The sequence below is a fragment of the Coprothermobacter platensis DSM 11748 genome, from assembly GCF_000378005.1.
GTDB lineage: Bacteria > Coprothermobacterota > Coprothermobacteria > Coprothermobacterales > Coprothermobacteraceae > Coprothermobacter > Coprothermobacter platensis.
The window spans coordinates 1,336,389-1,354,971 of the sequence record NZ_KB899040.1 but is presented as its reverse complement, the minus strand read 5'-3'; the positions used below and the strand labels follow the sequence as shown (position 1 = coordinate 1,354,971).

Below are 18,583 nucleotides of genomic sequence, written 5' to 3'. Positions count from 1 at the left end.
GTCGCTGTGCTGAAAAACAGGAAAAATGTCTGTTTGCTAAAACCATTTCCACCCCATGGATTGTCCAAGTTCGCTACGTCAAATGTAGCTATGTAGTTATCTCCCGCTGATTTGAGTTCAAACCCTGTCAGATCAAAGTCACCCTTTTTGAACACTGCGTTGGTGGGATACTTGTACCAACCTGGCCCATAATCGTCACCTTTAGGGTCGCTGATGCTGATGGTGAAATCTGAAACTGCTGCGGAGCTGGTAGGTACCGCTTCTTCAGCTTTCACCGCAAAAGGAACACATGTTAGTGCAAGCACCAAAACCACAATTCCTGCAAGCCATCTTTTCATACACAACTCACCTCCTATTTAACATTGTTTTATTTACTTAATTGCCCCTCTAAGCAATCCACTGAGCAAGTAACGCTGAAGGAACAAGAAAAGCAGTGTTACCGGCACTGCGATAACCAGGGACGCAGCAGCAAATTTTGCCCATGGTATGCCGAATGGATTACTTATAGAAAGGTTTATCCACAATGGCAACGTGTAAAGCTTGGGATTACTTAAGAATGTCATTGCCGTTACAAATTCGAGCCATGCGCCCATGAATATAAACAGGGCTGTTATGGCTATGCCCGGCGTAGCCAAAGGCAAAATGATACGCCAAAATATTGTAAAAGATCCAGCACCGTCTATCATAGCTGCTTCATCAAGTTCTTTGGGAATGGCATCGAAAAACCCTTTCATGTTCCACACAGAAAATGCCAAACCGCCTGCACCGTAAATGATTATGAGCCCCCAGTGAACCCGCGCAATACCCAAAAATGGCGTTTCACTGAGTAATCCGATGCGTAAGAAGATAACAAACAGCGGAATTAATCCCACAACGCTGGGGAACATTTGAGAAATTAGGTAGTAATAGTAAAAAGGACCTTTGCCTGGAAACTCAAAACGGCTGAACGCGTAAGCCGCCAACGTAGCTAGAACAACACCCAAGATGGTCGCTAATACGGATATCTTTACAGAATTCATAAAAGCCATGTAAAAGTTCTTATCTTTGAAGATGTTCACGTAATTGGATATGGTGGCGCCCTTAGGCCATAGTTCAAGCTTCGGTGTAGAAAGAATGTCGAAAGGTCTTAGTGATGTGGTGAATATCCAGTATATGGGAAAAAGAACGGCTAAGCAAGCGATGATGATGAGAGCATAAGTGTAAAATACTTCAAACCAAGATGGTTTCTGCTTCAGAGCCACGGCGCATCACTCCTTTACAAAATTCTGGATTTGCAGATTGAGCAAGGACATTGCCAAGAGCACTAAGAAGACCAAATAGCCCAATGCTGACGCAGCGCCCCAAGAGTTAGGATACTGGAATGCTGTTTTATAAATCTTTGTTATGAGCAGGTCGGTAGCACCCATGACTTTCTGGTGCCCAGCCAGCGTTACCACGGTTTGAGGACCACCTTGGGTAATCAGGTAAATTACATCAAATTTGTTGAACGTCCAAATGATGCCCAGTACAATAGCCGGAACCATGGTGCGTAGAAGCAAGGGCAGTATTATGTAGCGTGTAGTTTGCCATGGCGATGCACCATCCACGTATGCGGCTTCTTGTATTTCTTCGGGTATGGAGTTCAAACCACCTAAGGCAATGAGCATCATAAACGGTACACCGAGCCAGACGTTAGTTATGATAACCGCCAAGAAAGCCCAAGTAGGGCTTGTAAGCCAGGGAATAGCGTGGAAGCCAATCATTGTAAGAAGCTGGTTTATAGCACCGAATTGTTCGTTGAACATGGCATGCCATACTTGGATAGAAATAAAAGAAGGTATAGCCCAGGGAAGAATTAAGATCAATCTAAAAATGGGTTTGAGTTTTAGCCACGGTTTTGACAAAAGCATGGCAAAAGCGATACCCAATGAAACGTGCAAAAACACGTTTATGACCGTCCAAATAACCGTTCTGTATGTGAGGATCCATGTCTCTGGGTCCGTAAGCATTTCAGAAAAATTGGCAAATCCGATGAACTTATAACCATGAGAGAGGTAGTTAAAGACAGACATATCGGTGAAGGCAATGGAAACGCCAAAAACCAGGGGATAAACAGAAATGAGCAGAATCGCTATCATGGCTGGAGCTATGAATCCATAAGCGGTCAGCCACTCTCTAACTTTACTCATATTGAACGTTCCTCTCTTCCTCTCAACGCTAAGTCCATACTCATAAGGCGTTTAAAGAGCGAAGCAGTACGCAGAGATTGCCGCTGCTTCGCTCTAACTATGCTTTATTTCTTTATTTGTTCCGTAATTTGCTGATATGCTTGAGCTGCCGCGTTTGCCGGTGTAAGTTTTCCTTGATAAACCGTAGGCAGTATCTGGTTTACGACAGACCATACAGCTTGCATTTCAGGTGCGTTTGGTATAGGTACACCTTTCGCAGCCTGTGCAGAGAATACTTTAATAATTGGGTCATTGGCCACACCGCTGTCGCTGTAAGCATTGACGGATGCGGGCACGTGACCTATCGTCTTGCCTAAGTAAGCAGCGGCATTGTAAGAAGACTGCCCATTGATACCACCGGTAAGGAACTTCATGAATTCCAGCGCGGCGTCCTTGTTCTTCGCATATTTAGAAAGCATGGTAGATTCAATAGTAACGAATGGCTTCCCACCAGGGATAACCATGACGCCCATCTTATCACCCAACGCTTTTTTCAGGTTGGCATATTCCCAAGGTCCTGTAACGAAGAATGCAGCTTTGTTATTTGTAAATAAGCTCATAGCTGTGCCATAGTCAGGCAATGTTGCTGGCATAACGCCTTTGGTCTTCATATCAAGAAGTGCCTGGAAAGCTTTTACGGCACCAGCATTCTTTATTGGTGAAACATCTTTATAATTGGTTCCATTGAAGATGCCACCACCGAGGCCAAAGTGCAGCCATCCTTCATGATAGAAATTGCCTGCATCGAATACCAGTGGGCTGCCACCAGAAACGGGGTACTTCTGATTGGCATTGAGCAGATCGTTTATGGATGTAGGCAGCGTTTGCACAAAGGTTTTGTTGTAGAACAAAGCATCGGATTTTACTGATTCAGGTAAACCATATACTTTCCCAGAATAAGATTCACCTTCTACAGCAGTAGTGATGTAGTTAGCCCTCAGCGTTAAGCTGGAAATGTTTATGGGGTCGATAAGACCAGTTTTTGCAAATTGGCCTATCCAGTCGTGAGGTCCTATGACAACATCCGGACCTTGACCCTGAGGTGCTGCTGTAAGGAATTTATTCTGCAGATTGTTAAAGTCCACAGGTACTTCATTGACGATGACATTCGGATAAGCTTTCTGGAACTCAGCTATGACTTTATCCAAAGCATCGGCTTCTGCTGTTCCCAAGCCCCAACCATGCCAAACGGTAATAGTACCTTTTACGTTCTTATTAACTGGAATGCTGGTATCAAAGTTGGAAACAAGCACTCTGGAGCTAACAGGATCCCATTTCACCTTGTAACCCAACTGTTCTGAAACAAATCTTACAGGAACCACAGTACGACTGCTAATGATCTTTGCAGGTGCATCTATGGTTACCGTCTTACCGTTTACGGATACTTTGTTTGAGTCGATGGTGAGCACAATGGTCTTAGAACCATCTACGATGGTAACTTGACGCTTCGCACTGTTCCACGTTACCTTTGCACCCATCTGCTCGCTTACAAACCTTAAAGGTACGAGCGTCCTTGAGTTCTGTATGACCGGCGCGGAATCAAGTTTGACTGCGGATGCATTCACGTAAGCGGTTGGTTCTCCTATATAGAGTTCGAGCAATTTATTTGTTTGAGCGTTAGCAGGTACAATTACTGCAAAACCTAAGATGAGTACGGCGACAAGCACTGTACTTAATACTTTTTTCATATCACAACCTCCCTCAAAATGTTTATACGTTAAATTTATACCATACTTTAAGATAATTACATTTTATGTTAATAACAATAAATTAACTTATATCAGAAGGCCTGTAAAATACGCGTATTGATGAAACACCACGATAAATTTAGTCTGAATGTTCCATTTTGGCAGACAAACCTGCACATAAGCGGGCAGTACCTACCAGCGCACATTTCAGAGATATTATGGCACTCAAAACACAAATGCCATAGGCATTCATGGCAACGGACCTCAATGTCCCTTTCACATTAGCGCATGCTAAGAATCATCTTCCATAACACACAAACATGGAAAAAAGCCGCTTGTAACGATGCTTATTTATACTTTTACCTTTTTCCATGCACCTGAACGATATCTTATGTAAATAAATACTGCTCTAAATGTTTGGTCACACAACTGCGCAAGCCAGGCTCCTATGAGGCCCATGCCAACAATGTTCACGAACACATGAGCTAATACAACTCTGATGCCCCAAACACCTATGGTCGTGGAATAAAGAGGCCACCGCGTATCCCCTGCACCTCTGAGGGCGCCAGCTAAGATAAACTGCGTTGACTGCATATGCTGCATAATAGCAAGTATTTTCAAAGCCCTTGCCGCATCAGCCGCCACATGTGCGTCGTCAACGTAGAGCATGGCGATATCATAACCAAAAAAGAACAACAGAACAGCAATGGATATTGCGATAATCATACCCATACGCCTTGCTACATGTCCTGCTTTTTCGGCAAGCTCCGGATGACCAGCGCCTAAACTCTGACCCACAGTGGTGGTAGCAGCCATACCGAAAGCCTGACCCGGTGTAAATGTTAAGTTGGAAATATTCACAGCTGTTTGATGTGCCGCATAAACAACCGTTCCCAGTCCAGCTACGGTCCTTACAAAGAAAACCTGTCCAAGACGCAGTATAAACTGCTCCATAGCAGAAGGCAAACCAATGTTTATGAGTCTTTCCAACAAAGACCTGTCGATTTTGTAATTGTCTCTTATGGAAACCCCAACGATACATTTTTTATTGAAAATGGCATGGAGTGCCATAATAGCTGCAATGCCACGACATATGGTTGTAGACCACGCTGCTCCTGCAACGCCCAACTCTGGAAATCCAAATTTTCCATAAATGAGAAGATAGTTGCCAAACACGTTGAGCAAGTTAGAAATGAGATTGTAGCGCATAGGCGTCATAGTGTCGCCCGTACCTCTGAGAATGGCGCCGATATTCAAAGAAAGCGTTGTAAATAACCACCCAAGGGAAACTATCTGAAAATAGCTAACACTGAGAGGGTAAACATCTTCTTCTGCTCGCATAAAATGAACCACAGGTCCGGCAAATATGTAGCCCAGTACAGTGATAGCGATACCTAAAATGGTAACTAATACTAAAGACTGCCGCACTGTGGCTTTGGCATCCTTAATATCTTGAGCACCTAAGAAGCGCGCTACTAAAGCTGTGCTTCCCACATTTAACGCTTGGAATACAGCCATGGCAAGCATGGTAGGTTGGTTCGTTAGGCCCACAGCCGCAATAGCCTGAGTACCATATTCCAAACGACCTACCATTATCATGTCAATCATGCCAAAGAGGGTGCTTAAGATGAGTTCTACCATGGCAGGCCAAGCGAGTTGCCATACTTGTCTGTTTAGTAATTCAGGGTGTGCTTCTAATTCTTTTACAGAAAAACGCGACGATGACGAAGGCAGTTCTTTCTCTTTTTTTTCTTCGCCTTCCGTGGATACGTCTTTTGCAGACGGTGTCTCTGGTGTTTCTGATGTTTCCATTTTATCCAAGTTTTCATTACCTCCCCTCATGTAGTGAAACGCTTAGCCTAAAGCGTTATAAAAAACAATTTTTGCTTTTTAATATTTTGCCTTTCAAAGGATAAGGTTCTATTTACATAATAACAGCTTAATAGATATCAAAGCAAGTATGAAAGAGCGATTACAAAAAAGGAGCAGTATTTTCATACTGCTCCTTTGGATTTACTTCTTGTAGCAGAATACTTGCTTCTGTTATTTCAGTGGAAAATCTGAAACCTTATATTTTTGACCTTCTATTTCTACAACGTCATCACCGGATAGTTTTTTCGACCTGCGCGTTTCCACCTGGCCATTAACCATGACGAGCCCTTCTTGTATGATGTGTTTCGCTTCACCACCAGAGATATTCAAAACAATTTTTAGAAACTGTTGTAGTTCTATCATATTTTCATCGGCATTACTAAGCCAACATAAAGCTCGGATTCTTGTGGCCTAACAACAATAGGATGTAATGGGCTGGTTAACCCAAACATGACGCCATCTTCTTCTATGCCAGAAAGAACATCCTGTAAATACGCATAGTTACAAGCAATTTTTAAGTCGGCGCCATTTTTCTCTACTGGTATGCTTTCTACGAAAGAGCCAAGTTCTGGTACCTCAGCAGAAATCACTAATGAATCACTTTCAAAGCTCAAACGAACGGCGTCATCGTACGTTTTCGCCAACATACCAGCTCTGTCAAGAACATCACTAAGTGTTTTCTTTGACAAACTCACATTGGTTTCTACATTCTTTGGTATAACGCTTCTCCATGGAGGAAATTGTCCTTCTAATGTGCGCACAACCGCATACATTACTTCGTTTTCAAAAGAAACTTCTCCCTCTCCAAAGGTGACATAAGCTGTCGTCCCGGTATTTACCAATGTGTCGCATACGTCACTAAGCACATCTGCCGGCAAACATGCCGTTTCAGTAAGCTGGATATCTGTTTTGCAGGCAGCTAATCTGTGGCCATCCGTACCAACGGCTATCAAAACACCTTCTGTACCGTCCAACAAAATACCTTCTAATACCGGGTTTCTGAGCTCTCCTTTTGAAACATTCTTTTTCACAGCATCAACCGCTTTTTTTAAGGTGGCACTGTCTATGGTAAACGTGTTGCCTTCCAGCACTTCCAGCTCTGGATAATCTTCTGGTGGAAGTGTTGATAATTTAAGCGATGCTGTAGCTGAAGAAACAGTTAGGGCGTTTTCTTCTAAGGAAAGCTGTATATCACTTCCTGGTGCCTTTCTTATAAAATCGCTAAAAAACTTTGCAGGTACTGTAGTTTTGAATGGTGTACTGTTTTCTAAAGAAAGTTTGTAAGATAGTGCACTTTTCATATCGGTCCCAGTGATTTTTAGATACTGGTCTGTACTTTCCAGAAGGATGTTGTAAAGAACCGGTTGCGTTGTTTTTTTAGGGACATGTTTCAGTACAGCGTCCAACGATTGTATGAGTTCTTCTTTACCGAGTGTTATTGCCATCTGCATATACCTCCCTGTAACTCGTAAGTAATCCTTATGTGTTCTATGAATTTTTTCTTCAGTTCGTTGATGATTATTCTAACATGCTAAATAGAAGCTGTTGCTTATTTTGTTTGTTCATGTTTTTTTGTTTTTGGAAGAAAAAGGAAGTTTTTAGTCGTATTCGTAGCGCTCTTGTTTTCTTTTCTCTATTATGACTATGTTTTTTTCTTTGGTTTTTTTCAGTCGTAGTATTAACGCTGTGAAAACTGTGGATAACTTTATTTATTGTAGGTTTATAAAGCTGTGTATACTGTGGATAAGTTGTGGATTATTTTCCACAGTATGCACCAAAAACTCAAAAAATGAAAAGTTTTCCACAATTTACACAAAATTTTCCTATTCGTAAACAGGAATTGCACAGGTCATACTCAAGCATGTGGATTACAAGATGTTAAGGCGTTTCTTTATGTCGTTTACATAATGACGCACGCTTACGTTGTTCAACTGCGCGTCGCGTATCTTTCCAATGGCATACATCACAGTAGTATGATCTTTCTTGTTAAAGAAGGCTGCTATCTCGGGGTAGGACATATCTGTATACTGCCTGATAAGGTACATAGCTATCTGACGTGGCATCACAAGGTCTTGGTTTCTCTTGCTGGACTTCAAATCTTCCAAGGTCATATTGAAGTAGGATGCCACCTGCTCAGCTATGCTTTGTGCATTTAACGCAGAGTTTTGGTCCGGGCCGATTTCACCTAAAGCCTGTTTTGCCAAGCCCAAGGTCAGTGGAACATTTTGCAAGGTGGCTAAAGCGATAACTTTGGTAAGAGCGCCTTCTAATTCTCTTATGTTTGTTGTTACAGCATGGGCGATAAACTCAATGACCTCACTGGGTACATCTAACCCTTCTTTTTGAGCTTTCCTTTCTAATATGGCAACGCGTGTTTCGAAATCGGGACGCTGTATATCCACAGTAAGCCCTTGTTGGAACCTGCTTCTTAGCCGATCTTCAAGTAAAGTTAGCTCCTGGGGCGGATGATCACTGGTCATAACAATCTGTTTCCCCGCTTGGTAGAGTGTATTGAATGTGTGGAAGAATTCCGTTTGGGTGGCTTCCTTCCCTGCGATGAACTGAATGTCGTCGATAAGCAACACATCTACGGTTCTATAGTGAGCTCTGAAATCTTCAGGGCTGTTTTTCTTTATGCTTTCCACCATTTCGTTAGTGAATTCTTCCGCCGTTATATAAAGAATAGTCATTGTATCGTCTTGGTCAACTAAATAATTGCCTATAGCGTGTAAGAGGTGAGTTTTCCCAAGTCCAACGCCTCCCCATATGAAGAGCGGGTTGAACTTTTTCCCGGGATTCTCTGCCACTGCCCTTGCGCCAGCATATGCTAAGCGGTTAGAATCTCCTACCACAAACTCATCGAAGGTGTATCGTGGGTTCAGTCGTATGAGAGATTTTGGTTTCGGTTGTTTCAGCAACGTGTTTGAGAAGACATCGTTGGTTTTTTTCTTTTGTACCACCACTGCTACATCGGGTGTCAAACCCGTTATACGCCTTAGCGCTTCTTTTACAATGGGCATGTAGTTTTCTTCTATGTATTCTTTAGCTGTGTCCGATGAAACAGCTATGACTACGTTTGATTCCTCTAAGCTTTCTATGGCGCTGTCTTTGAACCACATTTCGAAAGCAGGTTTACTGACGTACTTCTGGATTTCCTGCAAAAACCGTTTCCAGAGCTCTTTCGGATCCATATTTGTCCACACCTCCTGTGGAAAATTTTAGCACATATCCACAGGACAGCAAAAAGTTATCCACATTATCCACAGGCTTCTGTGGATAAGTGGTAAAAAACGAAGAAAACGTAAAAAGTGTTCCACGTGGAACAAACACAAAAACGATAGACAGGAAGAAGGTTATATGGATAACTTACTGACTTTACATTCATTGTCCAAAAATATTGTGTTTATGTATATAATAGCCTCAAGGAGGTGGGCTTCAGTTGAAAGACTTTTTAGAGGGTTTAGTTCAAAAAGCACTGGATCAGGGCGCAACTTATGCTGATGCCAGAAGAGTAAGAAGAAGGACAGAAGAAATTGCGGTAAGAGATGGGAGGCTTGAGGAAGTACAAGAATCGGAAACAGATGGCTATAACATCCGCGTATTGATGGATGGAGCCTTTGGTTTTTCTGCAAGTTACAATTTTGACAATGCTGAAAAAACTGTTAACGAAGCTGTAAAAATTGCTAAAGCTTCTTCCATGGCAAGCGCAAAAAAGCTTGAGTGGAAAGCACAAGCACCGGTAACAGGTCATTATGAGGGCCCATGTGAAATTGATCCTTTTAAGTTACCTTTAGATAAGAAAGTTAGTGTTCTTCTTGAAGCTGATAAGCGCATGGCTACCAGACCTGAGCTGAAACACAGGGAACATTTCCTTGAGTTTTTTGAAGAAGAGAAGGAATTCTTCAGTTCTGAAGGTTCGTATGTGACTCAGCATTATGTAGAGTCTGGTGGTCAAATACAAGCTACTGCCATGGATGGAACGCAAATTCAAGTGAAAAGCTATCCAAACTCTTTCGGCGATTTCAGAAAAGCTGGATGGGAATTCATTGAGGAAATGGATTTTGTCGGACATGCTGATGAAGTCGCTGATTTAGCGGTAGCCCTTCTTAGCGCTCCTGATTTGCCTCAAGGTGTGGCCAACCTTATTTTGCTCGGGCCTCAACTTTCTTTGCAGGTTCATGAATCTGTGGGTCATGCTACAGAATTGGACCGTGTCATGGGATATGAAGCTTCTTATGCTGGCACATCTTTCGCAACGCTGGACAAACTGGGCAAGCTGCAATACGGAAGTAAAGTCATGAATATTACCAGTGATCCTACGTTGCCTTATGGTTTAGGCAGTTTTGGGTGGGACGACGAAGGGACTCCAGCACACCAAGTTTATCTCATAAAAGAAGGCTTACTTGTAGACTATTTGAGTGACAGGGAGACATCTTCTCAAATAGGGCACAATTCCTCAGGTGCCAGCAGAGCTGATGGATGGTGGTCCCTTCCCATTGTGCGTATGACTAATGTGAGTTTGCTTCCTGGAGATAAAACATTAGAAGAACTTATGGATATGGCTGGCAACGGCTACATGCTTGACTTAAATAAGAACTGGTCCATCGATGACAAGCGGCTGAACTTCCACTTCGGCGCGGAAGCGGCCTGGGAGATAAAGAACGGTAAGAAAGGAAAACTTTATAAGAATCCATCTTACTGGGGAATCACGCCAGAATTTTGGAATAGTTTGGTCGCTGTGGCTGGACCGCAGGAATGGCGTGTTTGGGGCCTGCCCAATTGTGGAAAAGGTGAACCAGGGCAAACCATGCGTGTTGCACACGGTACTTCCCCTGCCCTATTTAAGAACGTAAAGGTAGGTGGGAACGAATGATTGATAATACATTAAATAACATAGCGGAAAAACTTGCTAACAACAAAAAAGCTGATAAAACTTTGGTAGTAGCAGGTAATCAGGAGAACTTGCTGACCAGGTTCGCGGTAAACCGCATACACCAGCATGTACGCCAGGAAAACATGAGTGTAACAGTGGTGGTTGAAAAGAATAAACGAGTGGGCATAGCTGCTACCAGTTCGGTGAAGGAAGATCGCATCGATGAACTTTTAGAAAAAGCGCTCAGTAATGCAGAACTTTCTGCAAGTGAAAGCACCCTGCAGCTTTCTGAAACAGGTGAGCAGCAGTATGATATGAAGTCTCGTTTTGTAGAGGACCTAATAGACGACCATGATGAGCGGGCACGTATTGCTGCCAATATCATTGATAAAGGCGTAAAAGCGGGCGTTGATTCTTTCGGTTTGGTTAACGCGCAAAGGCAAAGACTCATCATTAGAAACAGTGCAGGCACCTCCATTCAGTGGGAGTCAGACGTAGGCTTATTGAAAGCCATGTACATGAAAGATGAAGGTAGTGGATATCAAATAAGCCAGTTTAATAACCCTGGCAATTTTATTTGGGAACAACTTTCCGAACGTGCTTTGCAAAAGTGCTTAGATAGCCAGCACCCAGAACCTTTAGAACCAGGTAAATACACGGTAATACTGGAGCCTTTGGCTGTGGGTACACTACTCGAAGAAATGGCCATGTTCACCTTTAACGCACGAGCCGCTTATCAAGGTCATAGTTATGTGTGGGAGCATCGCGGCGAACAGCTATTCCCAAAGTTCATGACGATATATGATTGGGGATTAGATGATTTAACTGCACTGAGGATGCCCATGGATTTTGAAGGTTACCTGAAAAAACCTGTACAGTTTATCGAAGGCGGCGTTGCTAAAGATGTTGTCTTTGACAGCAGGCTTGCTCAAATGCTTAATCATCCAAACACTGGTCATTCTCTGCCTCCTGAAGCCTACGGGTATTCACCCATACCGTTGAATGTGATAATGCTACCTGGAGAAAAGAGCGAGGAACAACTGATAAAAGAAACTGAGCATGGTGTATTGGTGACCATGTTGAACTATGTGAGCAGTTACCTTGATCCACTCACCGTATTGGCCACTGGTATCACGAGAAACGGTACATTCCTCATAGAAAACGGTAAGGTTACAAAGGCCGTGAACAATACACGATTCTTACAAAGCTTTGTTGAGGCGCTTCAGCATACCACAGATATTGGTTCTGAACTAATGATGGTAGGCGAAGAGATGGGTTCTACGACGGCTCCGGCGCTAAAAATAGAAAACTTTAATTTTATGTAAATCAATAATGTAACATTATTCACATTAGGGGAAACGCAATAGCGCTTCCCCTTTCATATTTTAGCTCAATAAAACAATTGATTCTTCTACATTGTTTACCATGTTTTCTTATGGCTTGTTTTATAAATGCAATAAATAAATGTTATAATATTATTCATAAAATCTCTTGGAGGCGATGTTCATGCGGGGTGGGTATATGAACCGTGTCCTGCGTGTTAATCTTTCAGACAGAACCTGGACCACTGAAGAGTTAGACGAAGAGCTTATCCGAGACTACATGGGCGGCAGAGGATTCGGTGCCAAGATGCTCTATGATGACTTGAAGCCCGGAATTGACCCTTATGGCGAAGAAAATGAAGTCATATTCATAGCTGGGCCCCTTGCTGCTACAGGTGCTCAATCGGTAGGCAGGTTTGAGATTTATTTCAAGTCGCCTCTTACCGGTGGCTATTTCCAGTCTTCAGGCGGTGGTTTTTTTGCTCCTGAGATGAAGTATGCTGGCTATGATGTCATCGTCATAAAGGGAAAAGCTGACAAACCTGTTTACTTATGGATAAATGATGACAAAGTAGAAATAAGAGATGCAGCTTACCTGTGGGGATTAAACTTAGCTGATTCTGAACAGCTCATACGTGAAGAACTGAACGATCCATTCGTGCGTGTGGCGGCTATTGGTCCTGCTGGAGAAAACATGGTGCGCTATGCCGGTGTGTTTAGTGATAGACGGGCGGCTGCACGTGGCGGTGGTGGTGCTGTGATGGGCTCAAAGAACTTAAAAGCTGTGGCTGTTCGTGGCCACAATAAGGTGCCCATAGCTAAGCCTGATGTGTTTCAGCAAGCCTTAAAAGCACAAGTAAATGCTTATAGAAACAGCCCCATGTATGAGATGATGCACACCAGCGGAACGCAAGCTTCCGAACTCACGGCTGTTCTTGGCATGTACCCTTGGCGCAACTTTAGAGAAGCTCCTGGGCCGGAGTGGGAAAAACTTCAAGCTTCTGAATACAACAAACTCCGTGTAAGAAAAATGGGATGCCACAACTGCATGACGCGGTGCAGCCAGATAACAAAAGTGTGGGAAGGGCCTTATAGAGGTTCGTGGAGCGAAGGTCCTGAATATGAGACCCTTTGGGTTTTTTCAGGGCCCATGGGCAAGGCAGAAATCGGTCTCACTGTTTTAGCAGACCGGTTGTGCGATGAACTGGGCTTGGATACGCTATCTACTGGACAAAGTATCGGATTCGCTTATGAACTTTACGAAAAGGGCATTATCACGAAAGATGATACCGATGGTTTGGAATTAGTTTACGGAAACGTGGAGGCAGTACCGAAACTGGTAGAAATGATTGCACACAGAGAAGGCTTTGGTGACGTATTGGCAGAAGGAACAAAGCGTATGGCAGAGAAATATGGCCATGGTTCAGAGTATTTCGCCATTAATGTGAAAGGTTTGGAACTGCCTGCTTATGACCCACGGGGTGCTAAAGCACATGGCTTAAGCTTGGTAACATCTCCACTGGGAGCAGACCACAATTATGGATATGGTGCCCAGGAGTTGTTTGGCATTCCCATTCCTCACCCAGTTGACCGATTTGCCGTAGAAGGCAAAGGTGAAATTACAAAATTCAACCAAGATTGGGCTGCTTTCACAGAAACGGGCATACTTTGTACTTTTGCTTCACTGATGACTGGCCCAGATATATTTAGCCAACTCATGTACGGCGCTACGGGTGAAGAAACGTTTGCCGATCCGAACTACATGTGGGTTGTGGGAGAACGCATTGTCAATTTGGAACGTATGTTCAATGCGCGAGAAGGCTTTACAAGAAAAGATGACAAAATGCCTGAACGCATCGTAAAAGAACCTCTGCCTTATGGGCCTGCAGCTGGCCAAGTATTTGAACAAGATGCGTTGTTGGATGATTACTACGCGGCACGTGGATGGGATAAAGAAACAGGTTTGCCCACAGCTGATAAACTCCGTGAACTTGGGCTTGATTTCACATTGGATTATGCTGCGAGGTGAAAAGTAACATGGATATTTTGGTGCAGTATTTTGGAAATCTTCGGCAAGTAACGAACAAAGAGAAAGAAACTATGCAACTCGATGAAAACGCAACAGTTCAAAGCCTTTTAGATGAACTTATAAAACAATATGGACAGGCATATCAAACAGCCATGGACACTATAAAGGGTTTAAGAATACTTGTAGATGGCAGAGATATATCCACACTGAATGGTATGAGCAGTGCCTTAAAAAATGGCTGTACTGTTGTGTTCCTCCCACCTATTGCTGGTGGTTAGAAAGTCATCATAAAACGAAAGAGGGGAGCTTAAAGGCTCCCCTCTTTCGTTTTATACGTTAAAATACCTATCTATTTCCCAAGGATGGACTTGTTTTCTGTACTCTATCCACTCCATCTCTTTTGCTTTCAAGAAATTGCTGTAAGCGAAGTCGCCGAGCAGTTTCCTATTTAACGGCTCTTCCTTAAATGCAGCTATGGCACTACCTAAATCGGCTGGTAACGAGCCCACGCCATTTCGTTGGCGTTCTTCTTCGGTCATCTCATAAAGGTTATCTACGAGCGCGGGAGGTGGCGTAAGGTTCTTTCTTATTCCGTCCAAGCCAGCCGTTAGTATGGCCGCAAAGGCAAGGTAAGGATTTGCTGATGGGTCTGGGCTGCGCAGTTCTATCCTTGTTCCATTTTGTCTACCTGCAGGGACCCTTATAAGGGGACTACGATTACTGAACGACCACGCTATGTTCACAGGTGCTTCATGATGTGGCACAAGCCTCTTATAGGAATTCACTGTTGGGTTCAGCAGAAGTGTGATGCCCTTTATATGTTTGATTATGCCTGCGATAAACTGTTTAGCTATGATGCTGAGTTCATGCTCATCGCTGGGGTCGTAGAAAACATTACGGCCTTCTTTATCGGAAAGGGATAAGTGTACATGCATGCCCGAACCATTTATACCCAGAATAGGTTTTGGCATAAATGTTGCCTGCAACCCAAAACGCGTTGCTATGACTTTTACTACCGTTTTTAGCGTCATCACGTTGTCAGCGCTCACAATAGCTCTGTCATATCGAAAGTCTATCTCATGTTGATGAGGCGCGGCTTCATGATGTGACGCTTCAATGTTAAAGCCCATATCCTGAAGTGTTACCACTATGCTTTGACGTGCGTCTTCGCCTTTGTCCAATGGTTCTAAATCAAAGTAGCTTGCGGTGTCATCCAAGAGAAGGTCATGTTTGTTGTGGTTGCCATCGGGGAAAAGGAAAAACTCCATTTCAGGCCCAGCATTCAAGGTGAAACCCATTTTGGAGGCTTCTTCTTCGGCGCGCCGTAGAATGCGTCTCGGGTCTCCTTCAAAGGGTTCGTTATCTGGCCTGTGGACAAAACATATTAGGCGAGCCACTTTTTTGGGAGAATCTTTCCATGGCAATATAGCGAAGGTGGATAAATCTGGTACGAGGACCATGTCAGACTCTTCTATGCGAACGAATCCCTGCACGGAAGAACCATCGAACATGACCTTGCCATTTAGAATGTTATCAATTTCTGTGACGGGAACAGAGACGGCTTTGAGAGTGCCTAAAAGGTCGGTAAATTGCAGATATATGAACCTTATGGATTCTTTTTCCAGTATCTTAAGTATGCTCTCTTTTGTAATTGCCAAAAGCGTAGCCCCCTTTTTATCTTTTCAATATGAGGCAGATTTTAGTACTACAAAGCATTGCATTGTTTAAGGGGAGGTTACATGTTGTTTATAGCGGAAATGTTCCACGTGGAACATTGTCAACGCCGTGTGTGTTTACGCGGTTTAATCAGGCCAACGTTGGGCAGAGTAATTTGTGTAAAGCGATTCTATTTCCTGCGGTTTCCCATCCCACAGTTCTTTTGGAATGGAACGTAAGAATGGTGATGGGCGTGAGATTTGCTCCATACCGTTACCCCAAGGTTGGCGATAAGGAACATAAAAAATGAGGTTATCTTTGGCCCTTGTCATGGCTACATAGAGTAGCCTACGCTCTTCTTCTTTCTCTGTAGTGGTTACTGAAAGGCTGTGAGGAAAGAATCCATCGGTAACATAATAAAGAATGACTGCTCTGAATTCCAACCCCTTTACTCCATGTACCGTAGATATGGCAACCCCTTCTGATCCACCATTGTTTTCTCTGGTGCCAAGAGCACTGCGCTGTAAGAAATCTTCCATATCAGTGCTCTCCTCAGCTATGGACCGCAGTTGCTTTATGTTTTCAGTCCGTTCTACATACTCTTCTTCAGATTTGCTTATGGTTCTAAAATGGTCATACAGGTTTTCTTGTTCCAATACGAAATCTATAGCTTGAGCAGGTTCACTCATTTCTTGCAATGTCTGTAGCAATGTGTAAAGGCGTTCTAAGTAGTCTGTCTGGGCGAATTTCTTGAACAGCAATGTTTCAACAGCAGCATTTAGAGACTCCACTAAATCTGTATTGTTCTCTTGAGCAAAACTGAAAAACTTTTCTAATGTGGCATTTCCAAAACCGCGTTTTTCCATAGTGAGTATGCGCTTTAAACTAACTCTGTCGTAGGGATTTCTGCTTAGCCTTATATAAGCTAGGATGTCTTTTATTTCTCGACGAGAAAAGAATGGTACGCCACCAATAATGTGATAATCAACGTTACGCGAAGCAAACTCTCTTTCGAGCCGAGCTGTAAGTGCTCGTGTTCTCATGAGTATGGCAATTTCATCATAGGGTATACCCATTTGATGTAAACGCCCTACCTCATAAGCTGCGGTTACTGCCGCATCGTTATCGTCAAAGGGCCTGCGCAAAACGAGTTTCGTACCTTCGCCTTTCATGCTCTCCAATTTCCGCTCGAAAAGTGCTGAAGGGCTATCATTGATCAATGCTGATGCAGCGTCCACAATAACTCTATTGCTTCTGTAGTTCAAATCCAAGAAGACTTGTTCTGGGTTGTAATCCTCTATGAAGCGCTTTATATTGTAATATTCGGCGGCTCTAAATCCGTAAATAGATTGGTCAGGGTCACCTACAATAGTCACATTATTCATGCGAGAATACTCCGGGTGCGTCATATAAAGTAGCATTTGGTACTGCGCCAGGTTGGTATCCTGGAATTCATCCACCATAATCAAATCGAATAGGTTGGATACCATTTCTCTTAATTCTTGCTTATCAGCCATACGTTCCGCCAAGACTAAAATGAGATCGTCAAAATCCAGTGCCTGGCTTTGCTGTTTCATCTGTTCATAAGCCATGAATACCTGATGGACCACATCGAAGTAATAGCCCCATGATCCAAAACGTTGGCGTACGAACTCAGGGAACGTGTTGCTATCAAACATTCTTGCCTTTGCAGCCGATATGTGGTTCAAGACATCAGCAGGCCTAAATTTCTTTGTATCCATGTTCATACGCTTGAGTATGTCCTCTATGAGCCCTTTACTGTCATCATCATCGTAGATAACAAAGTTCTGACTTATTCCTGCATAAGGAGCGAAGTATCGAAGCATGCGTGCAGCAAAACTGTGCATAGTCGCCGCAAAGATTCGTTCACCCTCGGGTATGAGTTTGCCCAGCCTTTCCTTTAGCTCATCTGCCGCCTTATTCGTAAAGGTTATAGCTAATATGCGTTCAGGAGGCATATTCCATTCTTTCACAGCATACAGCGCTCTATAAGTAAGTACCCTTGTTTTGCCTGAGCCCGGACCTGCTATGATCGCAAGTGGTTTTGGAGGGGCTGTTACCGCTTTCTTCTGCGCTTCATTTAATTTGCTTAAATCTATGGAGTCCACACTCTTATTATAAATGAAGAAAGCCTCCGAGGGGTTATCGGAGGCTTTAAAGGGGACTAATATGTGCTAAATGGGGAAGGGGAAATCACAGTTTTTTGTGGCAGAGCCACCAATCATAGCAGTTGGGTTGGTTCATGCGCTCCTCCGCACTCTTGATGTCCTGAGGAAGCGGAAGGATTACTTCATCACCCATAATCTCGTTGTTGGGCCAATCTGCTGGTATGGATACATGGTTAGCGTCTGCCGTTTGGAATGCTTTCAGCATTCTCAAAATTTCGTCCATGTTTCTACCGATTTCTTGTGGATAATACAGAATTGCTCTTATAATACCCTGTGGGTCTACAATGAAAACTGCCCTGACTGTGTTAGTGCCTTTAGCTGGATGGATAATCCCCAAAGTTTTTGCAACTCTGGCGAGTTCGTCACCTATGATAGGGAATTGAATTTCAACGCCTAAATTTTCCTTTATCCACTGAATCCATTTTATGTGGGCCGGTACCTGATCTACCGAAAGCCCTATAAGTTCTGCGTTAAGTTCTTTGAACTGGTCATAGCGTTTTTGGAATGCAACAAATTCCGTGGTACATACTGGCGTAAAGTCTCCAGGGTGGCTGAAAAACACCATCCACTTGCCTTTAAAATCATCGGGTAATTTCATCATCCCCTGGGTTGTCTTTACTTCAAGCTCTGGAAATTTTTCCCCTAAAAGAGGCATCCTTCCTTGCTCATTTTCCACCACTACCACGCTCCTTTATATCAACATTTCTGTTACTAAATGTTCTATACCCCTTTTTGCATTATTCAAAA

General features: G+C 43.3%; 16 protein-coding genes. 4 read left to right on the top strand and 12 right to left on the bottom strand.

Translation table 11 applies throughout. The annotated features are described in order from the left end of the window. From D890_RS07715 to D890_RS07980, 9 genes are all read right to left on the bottom strand, one after another. Positions 1-338 (bottom strand): glucodextranase DOMON-like domain-containing protein (locus tag D890_RS07715; protein ID WP_040363500.1); only part of this gene is annotated, 338 nt, incomplete at its 3' end. Between the two features lie 33 nt (positions 339-371). Continuing rightward, positions 372-1,241, bottom strand: coding sequence for a sugar ABC transporter permease (locus tag D890_RS0107130; protein WP_018963835.1), 870 nt, complete (start codon positions 1,239-1,241; stop codon positions 372-374). A 6-nt stretch (positions 1,242-1,247) separates the two neighbouring features. After that, positions 1,248-2,168 (bottom strand): carbohydrate ABC transporter permease, encoded by a 921-nt coding sequence (locus D890_RS0107125; RefSeq protein ID WP_018963834.1) that lies wholly within the window; start codon positions 2,166-2,168, stop codon positions 1,248-1,250. Positions 2,169-2,272: 104 nt separating this feature from the next. Further along, positions 2,273-3,895 (bottom strand): extracellular solute-binding protein, encoded by a 1,623-nt coding sequence (locus tag D890_RS0107120; RefSeq protein WP_018963833.1) that lies wholly within the window; start codon positions 3,893-3,895, stop codon positions 2,273-2,275. 351 nt (positions 3,896-4,246) lie between these two features. Then, a complete protein-coding gene (locus D890_RS0107115; protein WP_083916962.1) occupies positions 4,247-5,707 on the bottom strand; it encodes an MATE family efflux transporter in 1,461 nt (486 codons plus the stop codon). A 231-nt stretch (positions 5,708-5,938) separates the two neighbouring features. After that, positions 5,939-6,130 carry an RNA-binding S4 domain-containing protein gene (locus D890_RS0107110; protein ID WP_018963831.1) on the bottom strand — a complete coding sequence of 64 codons (192 nt, stop codon included), beginning with the start codon at positions 6,128-6,130 and terminating at the stop codon, positions 5,939-5,941. Next, positions 6,127-7,212 carry a DNA polymerase III subunit beta gene (gene dnaN / locus D890_RS0107105; protein ID WP_018963830.1) on the bottom strand — a complete coding sequence of 362 codons (1,086 nt, stop codon included), beginning with the start codon at positions 7,210-7,212 and terminating at the stop codon, positions 6,127-6,129. The genes D890_RS0107110 and dnaN overlap by 4 nt, the downstream gene beginning before the upstream one ends. A 423-nt stretch (positions 7,213-7,635) precedes the next feature. After that, on the bottom strand, positions 7,636-8,958 hold the full coding sequence (gene dnaA, locus D890_RS0107100) for a chromosomal replication initiator protein DnaA (protein ID WP_018963829.1): 1,323 nt from the start codon (positions 8,956-8,958) through the stop codon (positions 7,636-7,638). Next, positions 8,900-9,097: a hypothetical protein gene (locus tag D890_RS07980; RefSeq protein ID WP_156802701.1), complete on the bottom strand. Its 198-nt coding sequence runs from the start codon at positions 9,095-9,097 to the stop codon at positions 8,900-8,902. Before D890_RS07980 ends, dnaA begins: the two co-directional genes overlap by 59 nt. Positions 9,098-9,206: 109 nt before the next feature. On the opposite strand from D890_RS07980, the gene D890_RS0107095 reads away from it, so the two are divergent. The 4 genes from D890_RS0107095 (at position 9,207) to D890_RS0107080 (ending at position 14,269) form a co-directional block, all read left to right on the top strand. Next, positions 9,207-10,640: a TldD/PmbA family protein gene (locus D890_RS0107095; RefSeq protein WP_018963828.1), complete on the top strand. Its 1,434-nt coding sequence runs from the start codon at positions 9,207-9,209 to the stop codon at positions 10,638-10,640. Beyond that, a complete protein-coding gene (locus D890_RS0107090) occupies positions 10,637-11,965 on the top strand; it encodes a TldD/PmbA family protein (RefSeq protein ID WP_018963827.1) in 1,329 nt (442 codons plus the stop codon). Before D890_RS0107095 ends, D890_RS0107090 begins: the two co-directional genes overlap by 4 nt. A 181-nt stretch (positions 11,966-12,146) precedes the next feature. Continuing rightward, complete coding sequence (locus D890_RS0107085; protein ID WP_018963826.1) at positions 12,147-13,991, top strand: aldehyde ferredoxin oxidoreductase family protein; 1,845 nt, start codon at positions 12,147-12,149, stop codon at positions 13,989-13,991. 8 nt (positions 13,992-13,999) lie between these two features. Continuing rightward, complete coding sequence (locus D890_RS0107080; protein ID WP_018963825.1) at positions 14,000-14,269, top strand: MoaD/ThiS family protein; 270 nt, start codon at positions 14,000-14,002, stop codon at positions 14,267-14,269. 51 nt (positions 14,270-14,320) lie between these two features. Here D890_RS0107080 and glnA read toward each other — a convergent pair whose 3' ends face one another. The 3 genes from glnA to D890_RS0107065 form a co-directional block, all read right to left on the bottom strand. Further along, positions 14,321-15,649 carry a type I glutamate--ammonia ligase gene (gene glnA, locus D890_RS0107075; RefSeq protein WP_018963824.1) on the bottom strand — a complete coding sequence of 443 codons (1,329 nt, stop codon included), beginning with the start codon at positions 15,647-15,649 and terminating at the stop codon, positions 14,321-14,323. 144 nt (positions 15,650-15,793) lie between these two features. Then, a complete protein-coding gene (locus tag D890_RS0107070) occupies positions 15,794-17,776 on the bottom strand; it encodes an ATP-dependent helicase (RefSeq protein ID WP_018963823.1) in 1,983 nt (660 codons plus the stop codon). An 85-nt stretch (positions 17,777-17,861) separates the two neighbouring features. Beyond that, on the bottom strand, positions 17,862-18,491 hold the full coding sequence (locus D890_RS0107065; RefSeq protein ID WP_040363601.1) for a peroxiredoxin: 630 nt from the start codon (positions 18,489-18,491) through the stop codon (positions 17,862-17,864). Positions 18,492-18,583: the final 92 nt, after the last annotated feature.

What these genes read in the sequence shown, in the direction of transcription:
- dnaA (WP_018963829.1), bottom strand. Translation starts at nt 8,958, where the DNA reads ATGGATCCGAAAGAGCTCTGGAAACGGTTTTTGCAGGAAATCCAGAAG.
- D890_RS0107120 (WP_018963833.1), bottom strand. Translation starts at nt 3,895, where the DNA reads ATGAAAAAAGTATTAAGTACAGTGCTTGTCGCCGTACTCATCTTAGGT.
- D890_RS0107115 (WP_083916962.1), bottom strand. Translation starts at nt 5,707, where the DNA reads ATGGAAACATCAGAAACACCAGAGACACCGTCTGCAAAAGACGTATCC.
- D890_RS0107090 (WP_018963827.1), top strand. Translation starts at nt 10,637, where the DNA reads ATGATTGATAATACATTAAATAACATAGCGGAAAAACTTGCTAACAAC.
- dnaN (WP_018963830.1), bottom strand. Translation starts at nt 7,212, where the DNA reads ATGGCAATAACACTCGGTAAAGAAGAACTCATACAATCGTTGGACGCT.
- D890_RS0107080 (WP_018963825.1), top strand. Translation starts at nt 14,000, where the DNA reads ATGGATATTTTGGTGCAGTATTTTGGAAATCTTCGGCAAGTAACGAAC.
- D890_RS0107085 (WP_018963826.1), top strand. Translation starts at nt 12,147, where the DNA reads ATGCGGGGTGGGTATATGAACCGTGTCCTGCGTGTTAATCTTTCAGAC.
- D890_RS0107065 (WP_040363601.1), bottom strand. Translation starts at nt 18,491, where the DNA reads ATGCCTCTTTTAGGGGAAAAATTTCCAGAGCTTGAAGTAAAGACAACC.
- D890_RS0107110 (WP_018963831.1), bottom strand. Translation starts at nt 6,130, where the DNA reads ATGATAGAACTACAACAGTTTCTAAAAATTGTTTTGAATATCTCTGGT.
- D890_RS0107125 (WP_018963834.1), bottom strand. Translation starts at nt 2,168, where the DNA reads ATGAGTAAAGTTAGAGAGTGGCTGACCGCTTATGGATTCATAGCTCCA.